The organism is Halobacillus aidingensis (genome assembly GCF_900104185.1).
GTDB classification, from domain to species: Bacteria; Bacillota; Bacilli; order Bacillales; family Halobacillaceae; genus Halobacillus; species Halobacillus aidingensis.
In genome coordinates, this window is the sequence record NZ_FNIZ01000021.1 from 35,925 (window position 1) to 50,980 (window position 15,056).

The 15,056-nt window shown below is 46.3% G+C and carries 14 protein-coding genes; 7 read left to right on the top strand and 7 right to left on the bottom strand.

All coding sequences use genetic code 11. The annotated features are described in order from the left end of the window. Positions 1-127 precede the first annotated feature (127 nt). From addB to BLS23_RS16955, 3 genes are read left to right on the top strand one after another with little or no spacing between them, the layout of a single operon-like run. Positions 128-3,628, top strand: coding sequence for a helicase-exonuclease AddAB subunit AddB (gene addB, locus BLS23_RS16945; RefSeq protein WP_089654236.1), 3,501 nt, complete (start codon positions 128-130; stop codon positions 3,626-3,628). Next, positions 3,628-7,347, top strand: a complete 3,720-nt coding sequence (addA, locus tag BLS23_RS16950) for a helicase-exonuclease AddAB subunit AddA (RefSeq protein ID WP_089654237.1) — start codon at positions 3,628-3,630, stop codon at positions 7,345-7,347. Before addB ends, addA begins: the two co-directional genes overlap by 1 nt. Beyond that, a complete protein-coding gene (locus BLS23_RS16955; protein WP_089654238.1) occupies positions 7,331-7,618 on the top strand; it encodes an HNH endonuclease in 288 nt (95 codons plus the stop codon). The genes addA and BLS23_RS16955 overlap by 17 nt, the downstream gene beginning before the upstream one ends. Before the next feature lie 168 nt (positions 7,619-7,786). Here BLS23_RS16955 and BLS23_RS16960 read toward each other — a convergent pair whose 3' ends face one another. The 6 genes from BLS23_RS16960 to BLS23_RS16985 all read right to left on the bottom strand — a co-directional run bounded on the left by BLS23_RS16960 (position 7,787) and on the right by BLS23_RS16985 (position 9,719). Beyond that, positions 7,787-8,005, bottom strand: coding sequence for a spore germination protein (locus tag BLS23_RS16960; protein ID WP_089654239.1), 219 nt, complete (start codon positions 8,003-8,005; stop codon positions 7,787-7,789). A gap of 63 nt (positions 8,006-8,068) precedes the next feature. Then, complete coding sequence (locus BLS23_RS16965; protein ID WP_244157263.1) at positions 8,069-8,461, bottom strand: spore germination protein GerPE; 393 nt, start codon at positions 8,459-8,461, stop codon at positions 8,069-8,071. Further along, a complete protein-coding gene (locus BLS23_RS16970; RefSeq protein WP_089654241.1) occupies positions 8,430-8,657 on the bottom strand; it encodes a spore gernimation protein GerPD in 228 nt (75 codons plus the stop codon). The genes BLS23_RS16965 and BLS23_RS16970 overlap by 32 nt, the downstream gene beginning before the upstream one ends. Next, positions 8,654-9,214, bottom strand: coding sequence for a spore germination protein GerPC (gene gerPC / locus BLS23_RS16975; RefSeq protein WP_089654242.1), 561 nt, complete (start codon positions 9,212-9,214; stop codon positions 8,654-8,656). Before gerPC ends, BLS23_RS16970 begins: the two co-directional genes overlap by 4 nt. Positions 9,215-9,258: 44 nt before the next feature. Next, positions 9,259-9,486, bottom strand: coding sequence for a spore germination protein GerPB (locus BLS23_RS16980; protein ID WP_089654243.1), 228 nt, complete (start codon positions 9,484-9,486; stop codon positions 9,259-9,261). Positions 9,487-9,497: 11 nt separating this feature from the next. Further along, positions 9,498-9,719, bottom strand: a complete 222-nt coding sequence (locus tag BLS23_RS16985; protein ID WP_089654244.1) for a spore germination protein — start codon at positions 9,717-9,719, stop codon at positions 9,498-9,500. Positions 9,720-9,806: 87 nt separating this feature from the next. Here BLS23_RS16985 and BLS23_RS16990 point away from each other — a divergent pair, with 87 nt between their 5' ends. From BLS23_RS16990 to BLS23_RS17000, 3 genes are read left to right on the top strand one after another with little or no spacing between them, the layout of a single operon-like run. Further along, positions 9,807-10,997 (top strand): DUF418 domain-containing protein, encoded by a 1,191-nt coding sequence (locus tag BLS23_RS16990; RefSeq protein ID WP_089654245.1) that lies wholly within the window; start codon positions 9,807-9,809, stop codon positions 10,995-10,997. Between the two features lie 18 nt (positions 10,998-11,015). After that, entirely contained in the window at positions 11,016-12,215 is a 1,200-nt protein-coding gene (locus BLS23_RS16995) for a DUF2157 domain-containing protein (protein WP_089654246.1), read from the top strand. Next, positions 12,212-12,715 (top strand): GDYXXLXY domain-containing protein, encoded by a 504-nt coding sequence (locus BLS23_RS17000; RefSeq protein WP_089654247.1) that lies wholly within the window; start codon positions 12,212-12,214, stop codon positions 12,713-12,715. Before BLS23_RS16995 ends, BLS23_RS17000 begins: the two co-directional genes overlap by 4 nt. Before the next feature lie 41 nt (positions 12,716-12,756). Here the strand turns inward: BLS23_RS17000 and BLS23_RS17005 are convergent, their stop codons facing one another. Then, positions 12,757-13,953 carry an ornithine--oxo-acid transaminase gene (locus BLS23_RS17005; protein ID WP_089654248.1) on the bottom strand — a complete coding sequence of 399 codons (1,197 nt, stop codon included), beginning with the start codon at positions 13,951-13,953 and terminating at the stop codon, positions 12,757-12,759. 161 nt (positions 13,954-14,114) lie between these two features. Here BLS23_RS17005 and BLS23_RS17010 point away from each other — a divergent pair, with 161 nt between their 5' ends. Beyond that, positions 14,115-14,474, top strand: coding sequence for a YisL family protein (locus BLS23_RS17010; RefSeq protein ID WP_089654249.1), 360 nt, complete (start codon positions 14,115-14,117; stop codon positions 14,472-14,474). The last annotated feature ends 582 nt before the right edge of the window (positions 14,475-15,056 follow it).

Below are 15,056 nucleotides of genomic sequence, written 5' to 3' on the forward strand. Positions count from 1 at the left end.
TCTATCGTTATTCAACTATCTGTCAGTCTTCAAGAATAGGGAGCGATTGTGGAAGAGCGGGAGAGCATCATAAATGGTGCAAAAATGATAAAATATAAACAGAATGAGAAAGAAAGGAGCGGTCGGTATGGGGCTGCGTTTTTTGCTCGGTCGTTCAGGAGCAGGAAAAAGTACACGTTGCTTAAATGAAATAGAAGCAAAGTTAAAAGAAGACCCACGAGGACCAGCGATTATTTATATCGTGCCGGACCAGATGACTTTCCAACAGGAATACGGCCTTCTGAAAAGAGAGGGAGTAGAAGGATCGATTCGTGCCCAAGTCTTCAGTTTTTCAAGGCTGGCCTGGAGAGTGCTTCAGGAAACCGGAGGGGGGACGAAGAAGTTCATCACGTCTACAGGGGTTCAGATGATGCTGCGTAAAATCGTGGAGGAACGAACGTCTGATTGGCGTGTTTTTCAAAAAGCGGTTGAGAAACAGGGGTTCATTGAACAGCTGGAGGGGATGATCACAGAGTTCAAGCGTTACCGCATTACACCCGAGGACCTTCAAGCACAGATGGACGCGCTTGATCAGTTCGTTCACACCACGAGTCAGGAACAGGGTTTGAGAGACAAGCTGGATGATATGACATACATTTATGATCGTCTTGTTGATGCGTTGAAAGATCAATACATAGATAGTGAGGATCAGCTCCAGCTTCTTGCCAGCAAAATTCCTGAGGCTTCTTTTTTAGAAGGAGCAGAAGTGTACATTGACGGGTTTCACAGCTTCACGCCTCAGGAGTATCAAGTCATTGAAACCCTGTTGAGAAAGGTGAAGAAGGTTCATATCACGTTGACGACAGAAGAACCGGCAGGAGAAGAGAATCCTGAGCTGGATCTGTTTCATGAAACGAAACAAACGTACCTTGATCTGAAAAAGGTGGCTGAGGAAGCAGGTGTCCGTTTGGAAGATACGGAGGTGCTCGACCATACGTCGGGCCGGATGAAAGACCAACCCGCATTTCTTCATTTGGAAAAGTACTATGATGTACGACCAGCGGACCCGTTTGAAGGAGAAGTGCCGATTCAGATTGCAGAAGCGGTACACCCTCGTGCAGAAGTTGAAGGGGTCGCGCAGGAAATTCTTCATCTTGTTCGTGATGAAGGCTACCGTTATAAGGATATGGCCATTCTGATGCGTGAGCCGGACGTCTATCATAGTCTGATTGAAACGCTCTTTGATGATTACAATATTCCTGTATTTATCGATGAAAAAAGGACGATGCTCAACCATCCGATGATTGAACTCGTCCGATCTGGACTCGATGTCGTAGAAGGGAATTTCCGTTATGATGCTGTTTTTCGACTGTTAAAAACCGGTTTTATTCCAGCGACAGACCGCAAGTATCCATTGAATGAAGATGCGATTGACGAACTGGAAAATTACGTGCTTGAGTACGGCATACGGGCGCGCAGTCAATGGTTTTCAAATGAGCCCTGGGTTTATCAGCGTTTTCGTGGATTTGAACAGTCCGCACAGACGGATGAAGAAAAAGCGAAACAAGCGCGGATCAATGCGTACCGTGAACAAGTGTGCCAAGCGCTCAAGCCATTTGATGAGGAGTTAAGAACAGCCAAGACGATTGAAGAGCGTGCACGAGTCATTTACTCATGGTTGGAAGGTTTGCGTGTTCCGGATCAGCTCGAGTCGTGGCGTACGTTTTATGATGAAAAAGGAGACATCGAGCGCGGGCGGGAACAGGCGCAAGTATGGGATGATTTCCTGCAACTGCTCGATGAAATGGTGGAAATGGCCGGCGACGAAAAAATGTCACTCCAAGTTTTTCGCAGTACGATTGACAGTGGCTTGGAATCATTGACGTTCGCCCACGTTCCGCCAAGCATGGACCATGTCATCGTCGGAAGTGTTGACCGTTCAAGAATGACGGGCATCAAAGCGTCCTTTCTTCTAGGTGTCACCGATGGGATGTGGCCGATGAAGCCGCCAAGTGATGGCATGATTTCTGAACAGGAGCGTTCCTTGCTTGCGGAGCACGGCATTCAACTTGCGGATGGCAGCAATCGCCAGCTGCTGGATGATCGTTTTTATGTGTACTTGGCTCTTACAATGCCCGCCGATAAATTGTGGATCAGCTATCCGCTCAGTAATGAGGAAGGAAAGTCTAAGGTTCCGGCGACGCTCATCCAACGGATCGAGGAATTGTTCCCGAATACGAGGGAGCATGTGCTTTTGCAGGATCCTGATGATTTGTACGATGCGGAGCGGTTCATTACGAATCCGCAAAAGACACGGTCGGCACTCACCTCGCAGTTTGCCCGGTATTTGAAAGGTTATTTGATGCAGCCGGTCTGGTGGGAATTGCTGAACTGGTATATCGAGCACGAGTCTTCCCATGGATTGACGAACCGTGTATTGCAGAGTCTTTTTTACAAAAATAAACCGGTGCCTCTTTCCAAAGAAACGACAGGGCAGTTGTTCGATAAGCAGGTGAAAACGAGTGTTTCACGACTGGAAACGTATCACCGCTGTTCGTATCAGTATTTCGCCCAGCACAGCCTGGGGCTTGAGGAACGAAGGACTTACAAGTTGGATGCCCCTGACATTGGCCAGCTTTTCCACGAAGCGCTTAAGCAGATTACGGAATGGGTTCAGGCTGAAGGACGTGACTTTTCTCAACTGGGACGTCAGGAAACCAACCTCTATGCAGAAAAAGCGACCAATGAACTGGCACCAATATTACAAAATCAAATCTTGAAAAGTTCGAACCGCTATCAATATATCCAGAAGAAACTGCAGCAGGTCATTGCACGAGCAACGTTTGTCCTTAGTGAGCAGGCAAGGAGTAGTCAGTTTTCTCCTGTCGGTCTGGAACTAGGCTTCGGGACCGGGGGAGATGCGAAACTTCCACCATTGTCTTTCGACTTGCCGAATGGGTATGAACTCATGCTTCGCGGGCGTATCGACCGTGTAGATAAAGCTCTTTCAGAAGAAGATCTATTTTTAAGAATCATTGATTACAAATCAAGTAGCAAGGGCTTGAGTCTCGTTGATGTCTTCTACGGTTTGGCGCTACAGATGCTCGCTTATTTAGATGTTGTGCTGACGAACGCTGAGCATTGGCTCGGAAAGAATGCGTCCCCTGGAGGCGTGCTTTATTTCCATGTGCACAACCCGATGATTACAGGAAAACAGCTTCTTAAAGATGAGCAGATTGAAGAAGAGATTTTCAAGAAGTTCAAAATGCAGGGCCTGCTTTTAGAAAATGAACGTGTCGTTCAGATGATGGATACTGGGCTTGATAAAGGATACAGCCAAATCGTGCCGGCCGCTTTGAAAGCGAAGGGTGGATTTTATAAGAGTTCAAAAACAGCGGATGAAGAGCGTTTTGAACAATTGAAACAGTACATCCGCGGGTTGATGACAGAAGCGGGGACGAGAATTACGGATGGGGCGGTCGATCTTGACCCGTTTCAGAAAAAACAGCAGGTCGCCTGCGAGTTTTGTTCATACCGGTCCGTCTGTCAGTTTGACCCGACACTGGAAGAACACAACTATCGGAAACTCCAGGACATGAAGGATGAAGATGTCCTGGAGAGACTGACGAAAGGGAAGGAGGATGCGTAATGGTCAGTTGGACAAAAGAACAGGAGAGGGCGATTTATTCGCATGGATCGAACATCCTCGTAGCTGCGGCTGCGGGTTCAGGGAAGACAGCGGTTCTTGTAGAGCGGATTATTCAAAAACTCCTTCATAAAGATGACCCTGTCGATATTGACTCTCTGCTTGTGGTGACGTTCACAAATGCCGCGGCACAAGAAATGAGAAACCGTGTAGGACAGGCATTGGCGAAGGCTTTAGAAGAAAATCCAGGTTCCCATCATTTGAAAAAACAGCTATCCTTGCTGCAAAACGCTTCCATCTCCACGCTCCACTCGTTCTGTATGGAAGTGGTGCGTCGCTATGCCTACTTGCTTGATCTAGACCCTGGCTTCCGGATTGCGGATACGGTTGAATCGGATTTGATTCAGCAGGAGGTGCTTGAAGAGCTGTTTGAGGACTGGTACGGAAAAGAAGGCGAAGAGCAGCAACGCTTTTTTGATGTGGTTGAACGGTTTTCAAGCGACCGGAGTGACTTGGATGTAGAGAAACTGGTGCTCGACTTGTACACGTTCGCTACACAAAACCCTTGGCCGGATGCCTGGATTGATCAAATGGTAGAGATGTACAATGTGACCCATGTCGAAAGTGAGACGGACCTGCCATGGCTCAACCTGCTGAAACAAGAGGTGAAAAGTCAGCTGAAGGCAATGGAAACAGAAGCACAGCAAGTGTTGGAACTCACACGAGAACCGGACGGCCCCTACGCTTATGCGGAAACAGCAGAATCGGACCTTGAGCTGATTCAACAGGCCAAAGGGGCGATTGCTTACTCATGGTCGGAAATGCAGAGATTTATGGCTGATCAGAAATTTGCCACGTTATCCCGCAAGAAGATGGATTGTGATGCAGATAAAAAAGAACAGGCCAAAAAAATTCGCGACCGTTATAAGAAACGTTGGAATGAGGTCCGTGATGAATGGTTCTCTCGTTCGCTCGAAAGCTACTTGAAAGATATGCAGGACCTGCATCCCGTCATGGAACAGCTCGCCGTCATCGTGAAAGACTTTAAGGAGCGGTACGAGCAGCTGAAGAAAGAAAAAGCGATCGTTGACTTCTCTGACTTGGAGCACTATTGCCTGCACATTTTACTCGATGAAACAGCGACTCCTGTGGACCTTGTGCCTTCCCCTGTGGCGGAAAGTTTTCAGAAGCAGTTTTCAGAGGTGTTGATCGATGAATATCAAGATACGAACCTCGTACAGGAAACGTTACTTCGTCTCTTAACGGAAGGAAAAGATGCAGGACACCTATTTATGGTCGGAGATGTGAAGCAGAGCATCTACCGGTTCCGACATGCAGAACCTTCCTTGTTTTTAAACAAGTACAAACTTTATGGAAATGAAGAAAATGATGGAGAGCGGATTGATCTTGCCCGTAACTTCCGGAGCCGAAAACAGGTGCTCGATGCGACGAACTATATCTTCCGCCAAGTGCTTGATGAAGAAGTTGGGGAGATGGAGTATGAAAAGGATGCGGAGCTCATTTACAGCAACAAAATTTATGATGAACTAACGGCTGATGATGCCGACGCGGAGCTTTTCCTTATCGACCGGGAGTCACAGGAAAGCGACAGCGACGAGGATGAGGCTTATAAAGATTTGGAAAAAGCCCAGCTCGAAGCCCGCGCCTATGGAAAAATGATTCGCAAATGGCTCGGATATGAAGGGGGAGAACCACTCCAAGTCGTGGATAAAGAAACCGGAACGAAGCGTCCATTACAATATAGGGACATCGTCATCCTGATGCGTTCGATGACGTGGGCATCGACCATCGTGGACGAACTGAAGCAGCAAGGCATTCCGATTTATGCAGAGCTCTCGACGGGATATTTCGAAGCTATTGAAATTAAAGTGATGCTCAGTCTACTCAAAGTGATCGATAACCCGATGCAGGATATCCCGCTCGCATCTGTACTCAAATCGCCGATCGTTGGTCTTGATGAAGATGAGCTTGCACAAATTCGTCTCGCGAAGAAGCGGGCAACCTATTATGAAGCCATGCAGGCTTATGCAGCGAAGGATAATTTAGGGCGGAAAGTGGACGAGTTCCTTGGATTGTTGAAAAGCTTTCGGGAACGGGCGCGTCAAGGGGCTTTGTCTGAACTCATTTGGGATATTTTCCGTGAAACGGGCTACTACGACTTTGTCGGTGGAATGCCGGGAGGGCGTCAGCGTCAAGCGAACTTGAGAGCTTTGTACGACCGTGCGCGCTCTTATGAAGCCACCTCTTTCCGTGGGTTGTTCCGCTTCCTTCGTTTTATTGAGCGGATGGAAGAAAGAGGGGATGACCTCGGAGCGGCCCGTGCTCTTGGTGAGCAGGAAGATGTTGTCCGGATCATGACGATTCACAAGAGTAAGGGGCTTGAGTTCCCTGTCGTCATTCTTGGAGCTATGGACAAGCAGTTCAATATGATGGACTTGAAGAACCGATACTTACTGCATAAAGATTATGGATTCGGTTCCCGTTACATCAATCCGGAAAAAAGGATCATGTACCCGACGCTTGCCTATCACGCATTGAAAGAAGCCAAACGCCGTGAGCTCTTAGCGGAGGAAATGAGAGTGTTGTATGTAGCTTTGACAAGAGCGAAGGAGAAACTCGTCATGGTGGGCAATGTCGCCTCTTTTGAGAAGAAACAGGAGAAGTGGCAGAACTTTGCAGATGCCCGTGACTGGGTGCTTCCGCCTCACGACCGCCTGGAGGCAAAGTCTTACCTCGATTGGGTCGGCCCCGCGTTAATTCGTCACCAGAACACGATCGACCTTCGTGGTGATGTGGAAGTGATGACGGCTGAGGAAATTCACTATGACGAATCTCAGTGGCGGGTGCACATTGCTCACGGAAGTGAATTTAGTATCCTTGATGAAGTGAAAGAAAAGCGGGATGAACAGTTGCAGCAGGCGGTTGAGGAATGGAAACCGGTCGAGGTCCCTGAAGCAGTGGATGAAGCGTATGTGAAGCGCCTCGACTTTGTTTACCCACATGAAAAGGCGGCCCATACCCGCGCCAAGCAGACCGTTACCGAAATTAAACGGCAACGTGAGACGAAAGACGAATACTCAAGCGACCAGCTGCTCGTTCCTTACCGTGCGCCCATCGTCAAGCGCCCTCGTTTTATGCAGGAGGAAAAACAACTGACTGCAGCGGAACGCGGAACTGCGATGCACACCGTCATGCAACACTTGCCCTTTACAAAAAAATGGACGAGAGACGAAGTGGAAGAGTACGTGGAGCACTTGGTTCTAAAAGAAGTGCTCCGGCGCGAAGAAGCGGATGTGATCGATTCTCAAGCCGTCGCGGACTTCTTCGAAACCGGTATAGGGAAGTATGTATTGCAAACAGATCAGATTGAACGCGAAGTTCCATTCAGTCTGACTTTGCCCGCCGATGAAGTTTATGCGGACTGGGAAGAATCGACAGAGGAGCAAGTCTTCATTCAGGGTGTCATTGACGCTATGATTCCATATGAAGACGGCTGGATGATTCTAGATTATAAATCCGATGCGATACCTGAAGGTACAGAGGATGCAGCATCAAAGTTGGCGGATAGGTACCGCACGCAATTAAGCTTGTACCAAACCGCACTTGAAAAGATTTGGAAGCAGCCTGTTCGCAAGAGTTGTTTATATTTCTTCGAGGGATCCATCATGGTGGAGGTCGATACACATGGGAGAAACCTGTGATCTATGCGCCCGTTCTCCGGTCAAAACGACAGAACATCACTTGATTCCGAAACAATTCGGAGGTGTGGAGGGTCCCACAGCGATGCTGTGCAGTGCCTGTCACCGTCAGATTCACGCATTATTCACAAACGAAGAACTGGCAGCCTTTTACCATAGTGTAGAACGTTTAAAAGATCATCCGGATATGCAGAAGTATTTACGCTGGGTGAAGAAACAGGATCCAGAGAAGAAAATATCGACAAGAAAATCGAATCGAAGAAAAAGAAAATGAAGAAACCGGACACGTGTCCGGTTTCTTTTTTTGATAAGGGTGAGGAGCTGCCTATTTTCCTAACCCGATCGTGGAAAGTGACTTATCGCCGAGGAAAAGTGACTTAACCCAAAACGGTCAATTAAAGAGCAAAATAGCGCCCTGACGATCCAGTGCGCTTCAGTACCTCTAAGCATTCGCAGTAAGATTTTGATCTGCAACGTCAGGATCAAACGGGTTCGTAGAGCTGAGTCCATTGTTTGTAATAATCCAGTTTCCAGTGTTCAGTGCTCCTGATCCGGCATTCGTTTTAGAGGTAGCTTTCGGTGACAGGTAGAAGGAGTCTCCGAAGTTAACGACACCACCCCCTACACTGTTAATACTGATGGGTCCGACAATAGCCGGCATCGCAATCGCCTCCTTTTTGGTGCGATTCAAGCATTATATTTACAACGTATGCAAGTTGGGCATTTATTGTTCTTCATCTTGGAGGTCGCGGAAGTGCTTCGTATAGTTGAGGGCATCGACATGGTCCACCCCACCTACTTGAAAAGTCCCCGCTGTCGATACACCGAGGACTCGTACTTGGTCAATCTGGATGGGACGGTGGTGATAATGGAATGACTCCACTTGGACAGGAGGAAGGGGAGGTGAGCTTTTCATAGAGAAAATAGAGTAGTCGTCAAAGTCATAAACATCAGACTCTACGCCACCTTCTTTTTGTACCGCTAAGATTCTTGAAAAAGGGGCGGCGCGGTGAACGTCTCCAATTTCCATTACGGAGCCGATCGCCAAAGACTGGGTTTCAATTTCATCCACATAAACCATCCGTTTAATCATTTTTATTATTTTTTCTTCCGACATTTTGCTCAATGCTGACATTGCCTTCTTCTACAACCGGCCCCTGCGTCCTTACGATCAATGATTCTGGAGGCGTATCAAAAAAAGACTGTAAGCGAACGGTCTTGTTGTCACCAATTAAGAATAAAGAAGAACCTGAAACGCCTGTCACACGGATATTTCCGACATGCAGGCCGTAGTTGTGAACGATATGGTTCATGCCTCACCATCTCCTTCAAAAGTTTCAAAATACTGGGCAATGGAGTGTTGAATTTCCGTTTGAATTTGATGGAACAGGGTTTCTGGCGGCGCCTCTGGATTCTCATTTCGATAAAACTCAAGTCGTTGAGGCAGTTGTTTTCGGATATCTGCGATCATGCGCTCTTTATGTTTATCACTAACCTCAATGTCATGATCTCGGACGTATTGGTTCATCCACCCAGGAACATCGGATGTCATATACTCCTGCAGAAAATGTAATGCCTGATCATCGGTTTGAGGAATTTGTTTATTTTGATTTTGATTGTTGTAAAGGTCACCGATATCGGACATCTCGGATCCGTTCGGAGTAAGACCAATCTGCAGGGTTCCTTCGAGCGTCTCGATTTTCAGTTGATCAAATTTGTATTCAATTTTCTCAATAACCGTCCTCGGTGGGTGTTCGACCGATTGAAGCTCCTCGATTTTCTTTTGCATTTGATTGATCATTTTCTGCTGTTGTTCCATTTGATTCATCATTTGCTGGATCCATGACTGCCAGGATTGATATTGGTTCAAGTCCGCTCACCCCCTATCCTATCTTTATGAAAAAAGGGGGACATCTATGTTATGGAAAGTGGAACAAGCGTGCCAGCTCCAGGTTCTGGTATGAGAATTTCTCCATCCTGTGGCTGGGCTTCCGGTGCAGGCTCGACGTACCCCCCTGAGTTATAGAGATCAGCTTTTGCCTGGATGACTCCTGAACTTCCGATTTGGACGACAGAGGAATTTGCAACCGTACCGATTCTTAGGAAATGGATGTAGATCGATTGATGAACGGTGAGATTCATAGAAAAACCTCCTACGCATTATTGGCAATCGGCTGATCAATAACTTCCGAATCGTTGATAAACGTATCCGCTCGATTCAGTCTGATCCGAATGCCGTCACCAGTATTAAAAGACCCGCCTCCAGCAAAGGTCTTTGCAGAAGCATAGGGAGCCATATTGTACACATCACCGATATTGAAGATGCTCGAAGACGAGAGAGAAATCACTTTAACGGCTCCGACTTTTGCTGGCATAACGAAAAACTCCTTTCTACAGTTTATGAAACTTCATTGTCTAAATGACGTAAGAAAAGTAAAATAACTATCATAGGGGGAATACATATGAAAAAGAAAGGTTCACCTCTCCGCGAATCAGAAAGGCTCGACTGGATCGATGCGGCCAGGGGGCTTGCGATTCTTGGAATCTTTATGGTCAATGTGCCCGCTTTCAATGCTCCATATTTTTTGTATGGAGGAGCAGCGGAGTTTTGGCCATCGTCTCTCAGTCATAACGTGCAAAATTTTATTGATATTTTTTTCCAAGCAAGTTTCTATACGCTGTTTTCCTTCATGTTTGGATTTGGCATACAAATGATGAAGGACCGTCTCGTTGAAAAGCAGATTTCATACCAGAGTGTGATTTTCAGGCGTCTCCTTGTACTTACTGGATTCGGTCTCATTCATGCGTTCCTTATCTGGCATGGCGATATTCTGCTTTCTTACGGCGTGATGGGTTGTGTGCTTTTGGCATTTTTCAATGTGAAAGATAAAACGCTGTTAAGTTGGGCGTTCGGGATGCTTGCTTTCCTTGTACTGCCGCTGACTTTTTCACTGTACATGGTCAGAGATCAGGTGCAGGGCATCGTGAACCGGCCGGCGATTCAGGAAGCCCTGGTGAACTATGGAAGCGGATCTCTCCTTGATATATGGCGTCAAAACTTAGCGGATTGGGTATATGCCAATCAATGGGGAAACCTTCCATTTCTCGCTTTGAGTTTAATTCCGATGTTTTTATTCGGCATGTATTTTTGCCGAAAGCAATGGCTTCATAAACCGAATCACCATTTGCGTTCGATTAAAAACGTATGGGTGCTGACAGGTCTATTGTTCCTCATTTTCAAAGCAGGTCCGCATCTATTCGGAAGCCCGGAATGGTTCCAGCTGGCCCAGGATAGTATCGGTGGTTCAGCGTCCGCTGTTTTTTATGTCTTATCTATTACTCTATTGTTCCAGACATCAATTGGTGCCCGTATCGTTTATCCTTTAACATGGGTCGGCCGGATGTCTTTGTCAAATTACATTTTGCAGTCCCTGATCAGCTTTATCCTTTTTTATTCCGTCGGTTTTGGACTATATGGTGATGTCCCACCGATTGGAAGCTTGCTCATCGTTATGGTTATCTTTACTGGTCAAGTTTTTGCGAGCAAGGCCTGGTTGAAGAAGTTCCGTTATGGCCCGTTGGAATGGTTATGGCGGACGTTGTCATACGGGAAGAAACAGCCACTGAAAAGAAAAAGTGAGGCGGCTTCATAAGAGAAAGGGGCAGTTGTCTTGAATCGTGATCACCTCGTTAAAGAAAGCAAGAAATGGGTAGAAAATGCGATTATCAGTGAAGGTCAACGCGAGCAGTTGCTGGAACGCTATCCTAAAAAACAAAACAAACCCGTGCTGCTTACTTTTGCAGCTCTTTTCATAGGTCTTGCGTTTTTGACTTTCGTCGCATCAAACTGGTCGTATTTGACGGATCTTGGGAGAATGGTGATTCTTCTTGCTTCATTGACGGCCTTTTATTTGAGCGGAGATTGGGTGTACAGGAAAAAATCCAAACGTGTCGGCACCAGTCTCATCCTGATTGCCCTTCTGATCTTTGGTTCCAGTATTTTTCTAGTCGGTCAAATGTATCACTATACATCGTATAGTGCTTTTCCATTCTTCTTATGGTCGATCGTTGCTTTTGGTTTGTTTCTCATTTTTAAGGACGATTCATTTTTTTACGCGACACTTGTGATTATGACGGTCGGACAGCTGTACAGCGGACTTGTTTTTCAACACTTCCACATATGGCTTGCCCTTCTATTCATTCTGGGGTTGGGATGGTTCGTATTGAGTTCACGGAAAGTGACTCAATTAGCCGCATTTGGAGTGAGTTATACGCTTCACGCTGTCATTCTTGTCTTTAGTGAAGGAATGCCTTACTATTGGTTGATTGCGTTTTTCTTACTGCTTTATGTAGTGGAGGATTTCCTCCTTGAAAAAGGGAATGTGCGCGTATTTAAAACGCTTAGCATTTTGTCTGTTTTCACCATGTTGGTTTTGCAAGTCTTTTTCCTCGGAAACGAATACGTCGGTGAACTGACGGAGACCTCGCTTTATTTCTTCCTTGCCTGGGCCATTCTGTTCTTCTTCTCTGTGGTAAGGTCTGCCATGAGTTCGACCAACTACTACTGGATCGATTTGCTTTTGTTTGTACCCGTCTTCCGATTTGAATCCGGCGACATGCTTTCCCTCCTCATCTTGTTTCTTTATGCACTTCTGTGGTTGATCTCAGGTTACCAGCAGGAAGTGTCAAGGTGGGTCAACAAAGGGACGATCGCTTTTCTTTTGACTACGTTTATAGCTTATTTTCAGCTCGCCTGGGATTTCATGGATCGTTCATTGTTCTTCTTGATCGGCGGCGCTTTATTGTTTGCGCTCAGTTATTTTCTTGAGAAAAAACGGCGCACCATCCATAAAGGAGGGGAAGAGAAATGAAGCAGCGCTGGTGGTTTTATGGACTTGTCACTCTGCAACTCTTGTTTCTTCTTCTCATGTCCGCCTCTTACTATGCAATGGATAGCTGGGGACAGACGATTACACTGAAGACGACACCCGTCGACCCGCGTGATCCTTTTTACGGGGATTTTGTCAGGTTGGACTATGCGATTGAACAAATTCCTGAAGAGAAATGGATGATTGAAGAACCTTTGAATCGAGGAGAAAAAGTGTTTTTGCTGCTCGAAGAGAATGACGAGGAAATCTATGAGCTTGTAGAAGCTTCTACTTTGTGGCCTGAAACAGAAAGCAATCAAGTGGTTCTTTCTTCTAAATATCAATGGTCTGATCCTTCACTTCAGCAATATCAAGTGGATATTGGCCTCGGAAGGTATTATATTGAAGAAAACACAGGGACGTTTTGGGAACGGAGAGAAGAGCGGGAGGTGGACATTGTTCTTGCCCCCTGGAAACAAAAGAAAATCGCTTCTCTTAAATAACGAAGACGGCAGCCCACTGGGTCTGCCGTCTTTTATCATACTTAGCTTAAAACTGCTTTAATTTGACTGATGGCCCAGTCCAGGTCATCCTGCTCAATAACGAGAGGAGGAGCAAAACGAATCACATTTTCATGTGTTTCTTTACAGAGCAGTCCTTTTTCTTTTAATTCTTCACAATACTTGCGGGCTGGTTCTGTCATTTCCACACCGATAAAGAGACCTTTTCCGCGCACCTCTTTAATTTTCGGGTTGTTGATCGATTTGAGCTCCTGCATCATATAGTTTCCAAGTTCAAGCGACCGTTCTGCCAGTTTTTCTTCTTCAATCACTTCAAGGGAGGCCACTGAAACGGCGCAGGCAAGTGGGTTACCACCGAAAGTGGAACCATGGGAACCTGGATTGAAGACACCGAGCACTTCCCTGTTTGCAACCACACAGGAGATCGGGAAGACGCCGCCGCCTAGAGCTTTACCGAGAATGAGCATGTCTGGACTGACATTTTCCCAATCACAAGCAAACATCTTACCACTGCGCCCAAGTCCTGCCTGTATTTCATCAGCAATGAACAACACATTGTTTTCTTTACACACATCATAGGCTTCTTTAAGGAAGCCTTCCGGTGGCATAACAATGCCGGCTTCTCCCTGGATTGGCTCAAGCATAAACCCGGCTGTATTTTCTGTGATCGCTTCTTTCAGGGCATCAATATCTCCGTATGGGACGAGTTTAATGCCTGGAAGCATTGGTCCGAAGCCGCGTTTGTATTCTTTTTCAGAAGAAAGGGAAACAGCCGTCATTGTCCGGCCGTGAAAGTTTCCTGTACAAGCGATGATTTCCGCTTGGTCTTCTTCCACTTTTTTAACATCATAAGCCCAGCGTCGCGCCGCCTTAATGGCTGTTTCGACCGCCTCAGCCCCTGTGTTCATTGGAAGAGCCATCTCTTTATTCGTCAGCTTACAAATTTTTTCATACCAGGGACCAAGTTGGTCGTTATGAAAGGCGCGGGAAGTCAAGGTTACACGGTTCGCCTGATCGGTCAGCGCCTGGATGATTCTTGGGTGCCGATGCCCCTGATTGACAGCAGAGTAAGCGCTTAACATATCCATATAACGATTTCCCTCAGGATCCTCTACCCATACACCTTCCGCTTTAGCAATGACAATCGGAAGTGGATGATAGTTCTTTGCACCATATTCCTGGGTTTGATCAATAATGTTCTGACTACTAATTACAGACATGCAATCCCTCCATTTTCATTTCAGTCTTTCATCATTATAACAGGTTTGCTTCTTATTTTCTTATAATTTAGAAAATGAAGCCAACATCAAAATGATAGGAATATGCGCAACAGTCGTGGTATCATAACCGTAGATTCATATGAAAAGGAGGATAACAAAATATGGCGCACTTACATATTACTTCATGGGTCATCGCATTCGTACTTGTCGGTCTTGTAACCATGTTTACCCGTAAAGGCAGTGAAAAAGCGGCAAAGATCTCTCACATGATTCTTCGTCTTTTTTATTTGCTTATTCTTTATTCCGGTGGTTCACTTTTTGCAAGTTACGCCGAATACGGCCCGCTTGTGATCATTAAACTGCTCGTCGGTCTATGGGTCATTGCTTCCATGGAAATGGTAGCCGTTAAATACAAGAAGAAGAAGCCAACAGGCACCTGGTGGGCTCAGCTTGTCATCGCTGGGATCATCGCCATCGTCCTTGGGTTTGGTTTCTTACCAGCTGGAATTCTGCCAGCATAAAAATAAAGCTGCATGCGACGATCGCATGCAGCTTTTTAATATCGAAAAAAAGGGGGCTTTGTTTTTGTGTCTGATGTTCGTCCGTTATTTGGGGGGATAACGGTGATAACTATTATCAATTACAATGATAATCATTCTCATTATATATGTCAACACTTTTCTCTTACTTTTTTCTCTATTTGAGAAAAGCTCCCGATTGTGGAAGACTCAGTTTCGAGATAACCGGGGTTCGTTTGCCGTATTTGGAGTCAGGGGTGGTTGGGAAGCCACTCGCTTTCCTGTGGGGGAGCGCCGAGCTTCCTCGGACTTCGTCCTGCGGGATCTCGCCTATCTCCTTTCTCCCACGGGAGTCTCGCAGCTTCCCAACCACCCCATTCATTGTATGTGAGAAACGTACCCTTTCAACAAGTTGGATTGTCTTCTACTATCCCAATGTTAGAAGCAAAAAGCGCTCTACATCAAGCTTTCATTCTCAAAATAAGTAGTTGCCAAGAAGTGGTTTCGAGAAAATGATATAGCCAAGGGGCGGAGGGGAATGGCGAGACTCCTGCGGGAAAAAAGGGCATGGTGAGACCCCACAGG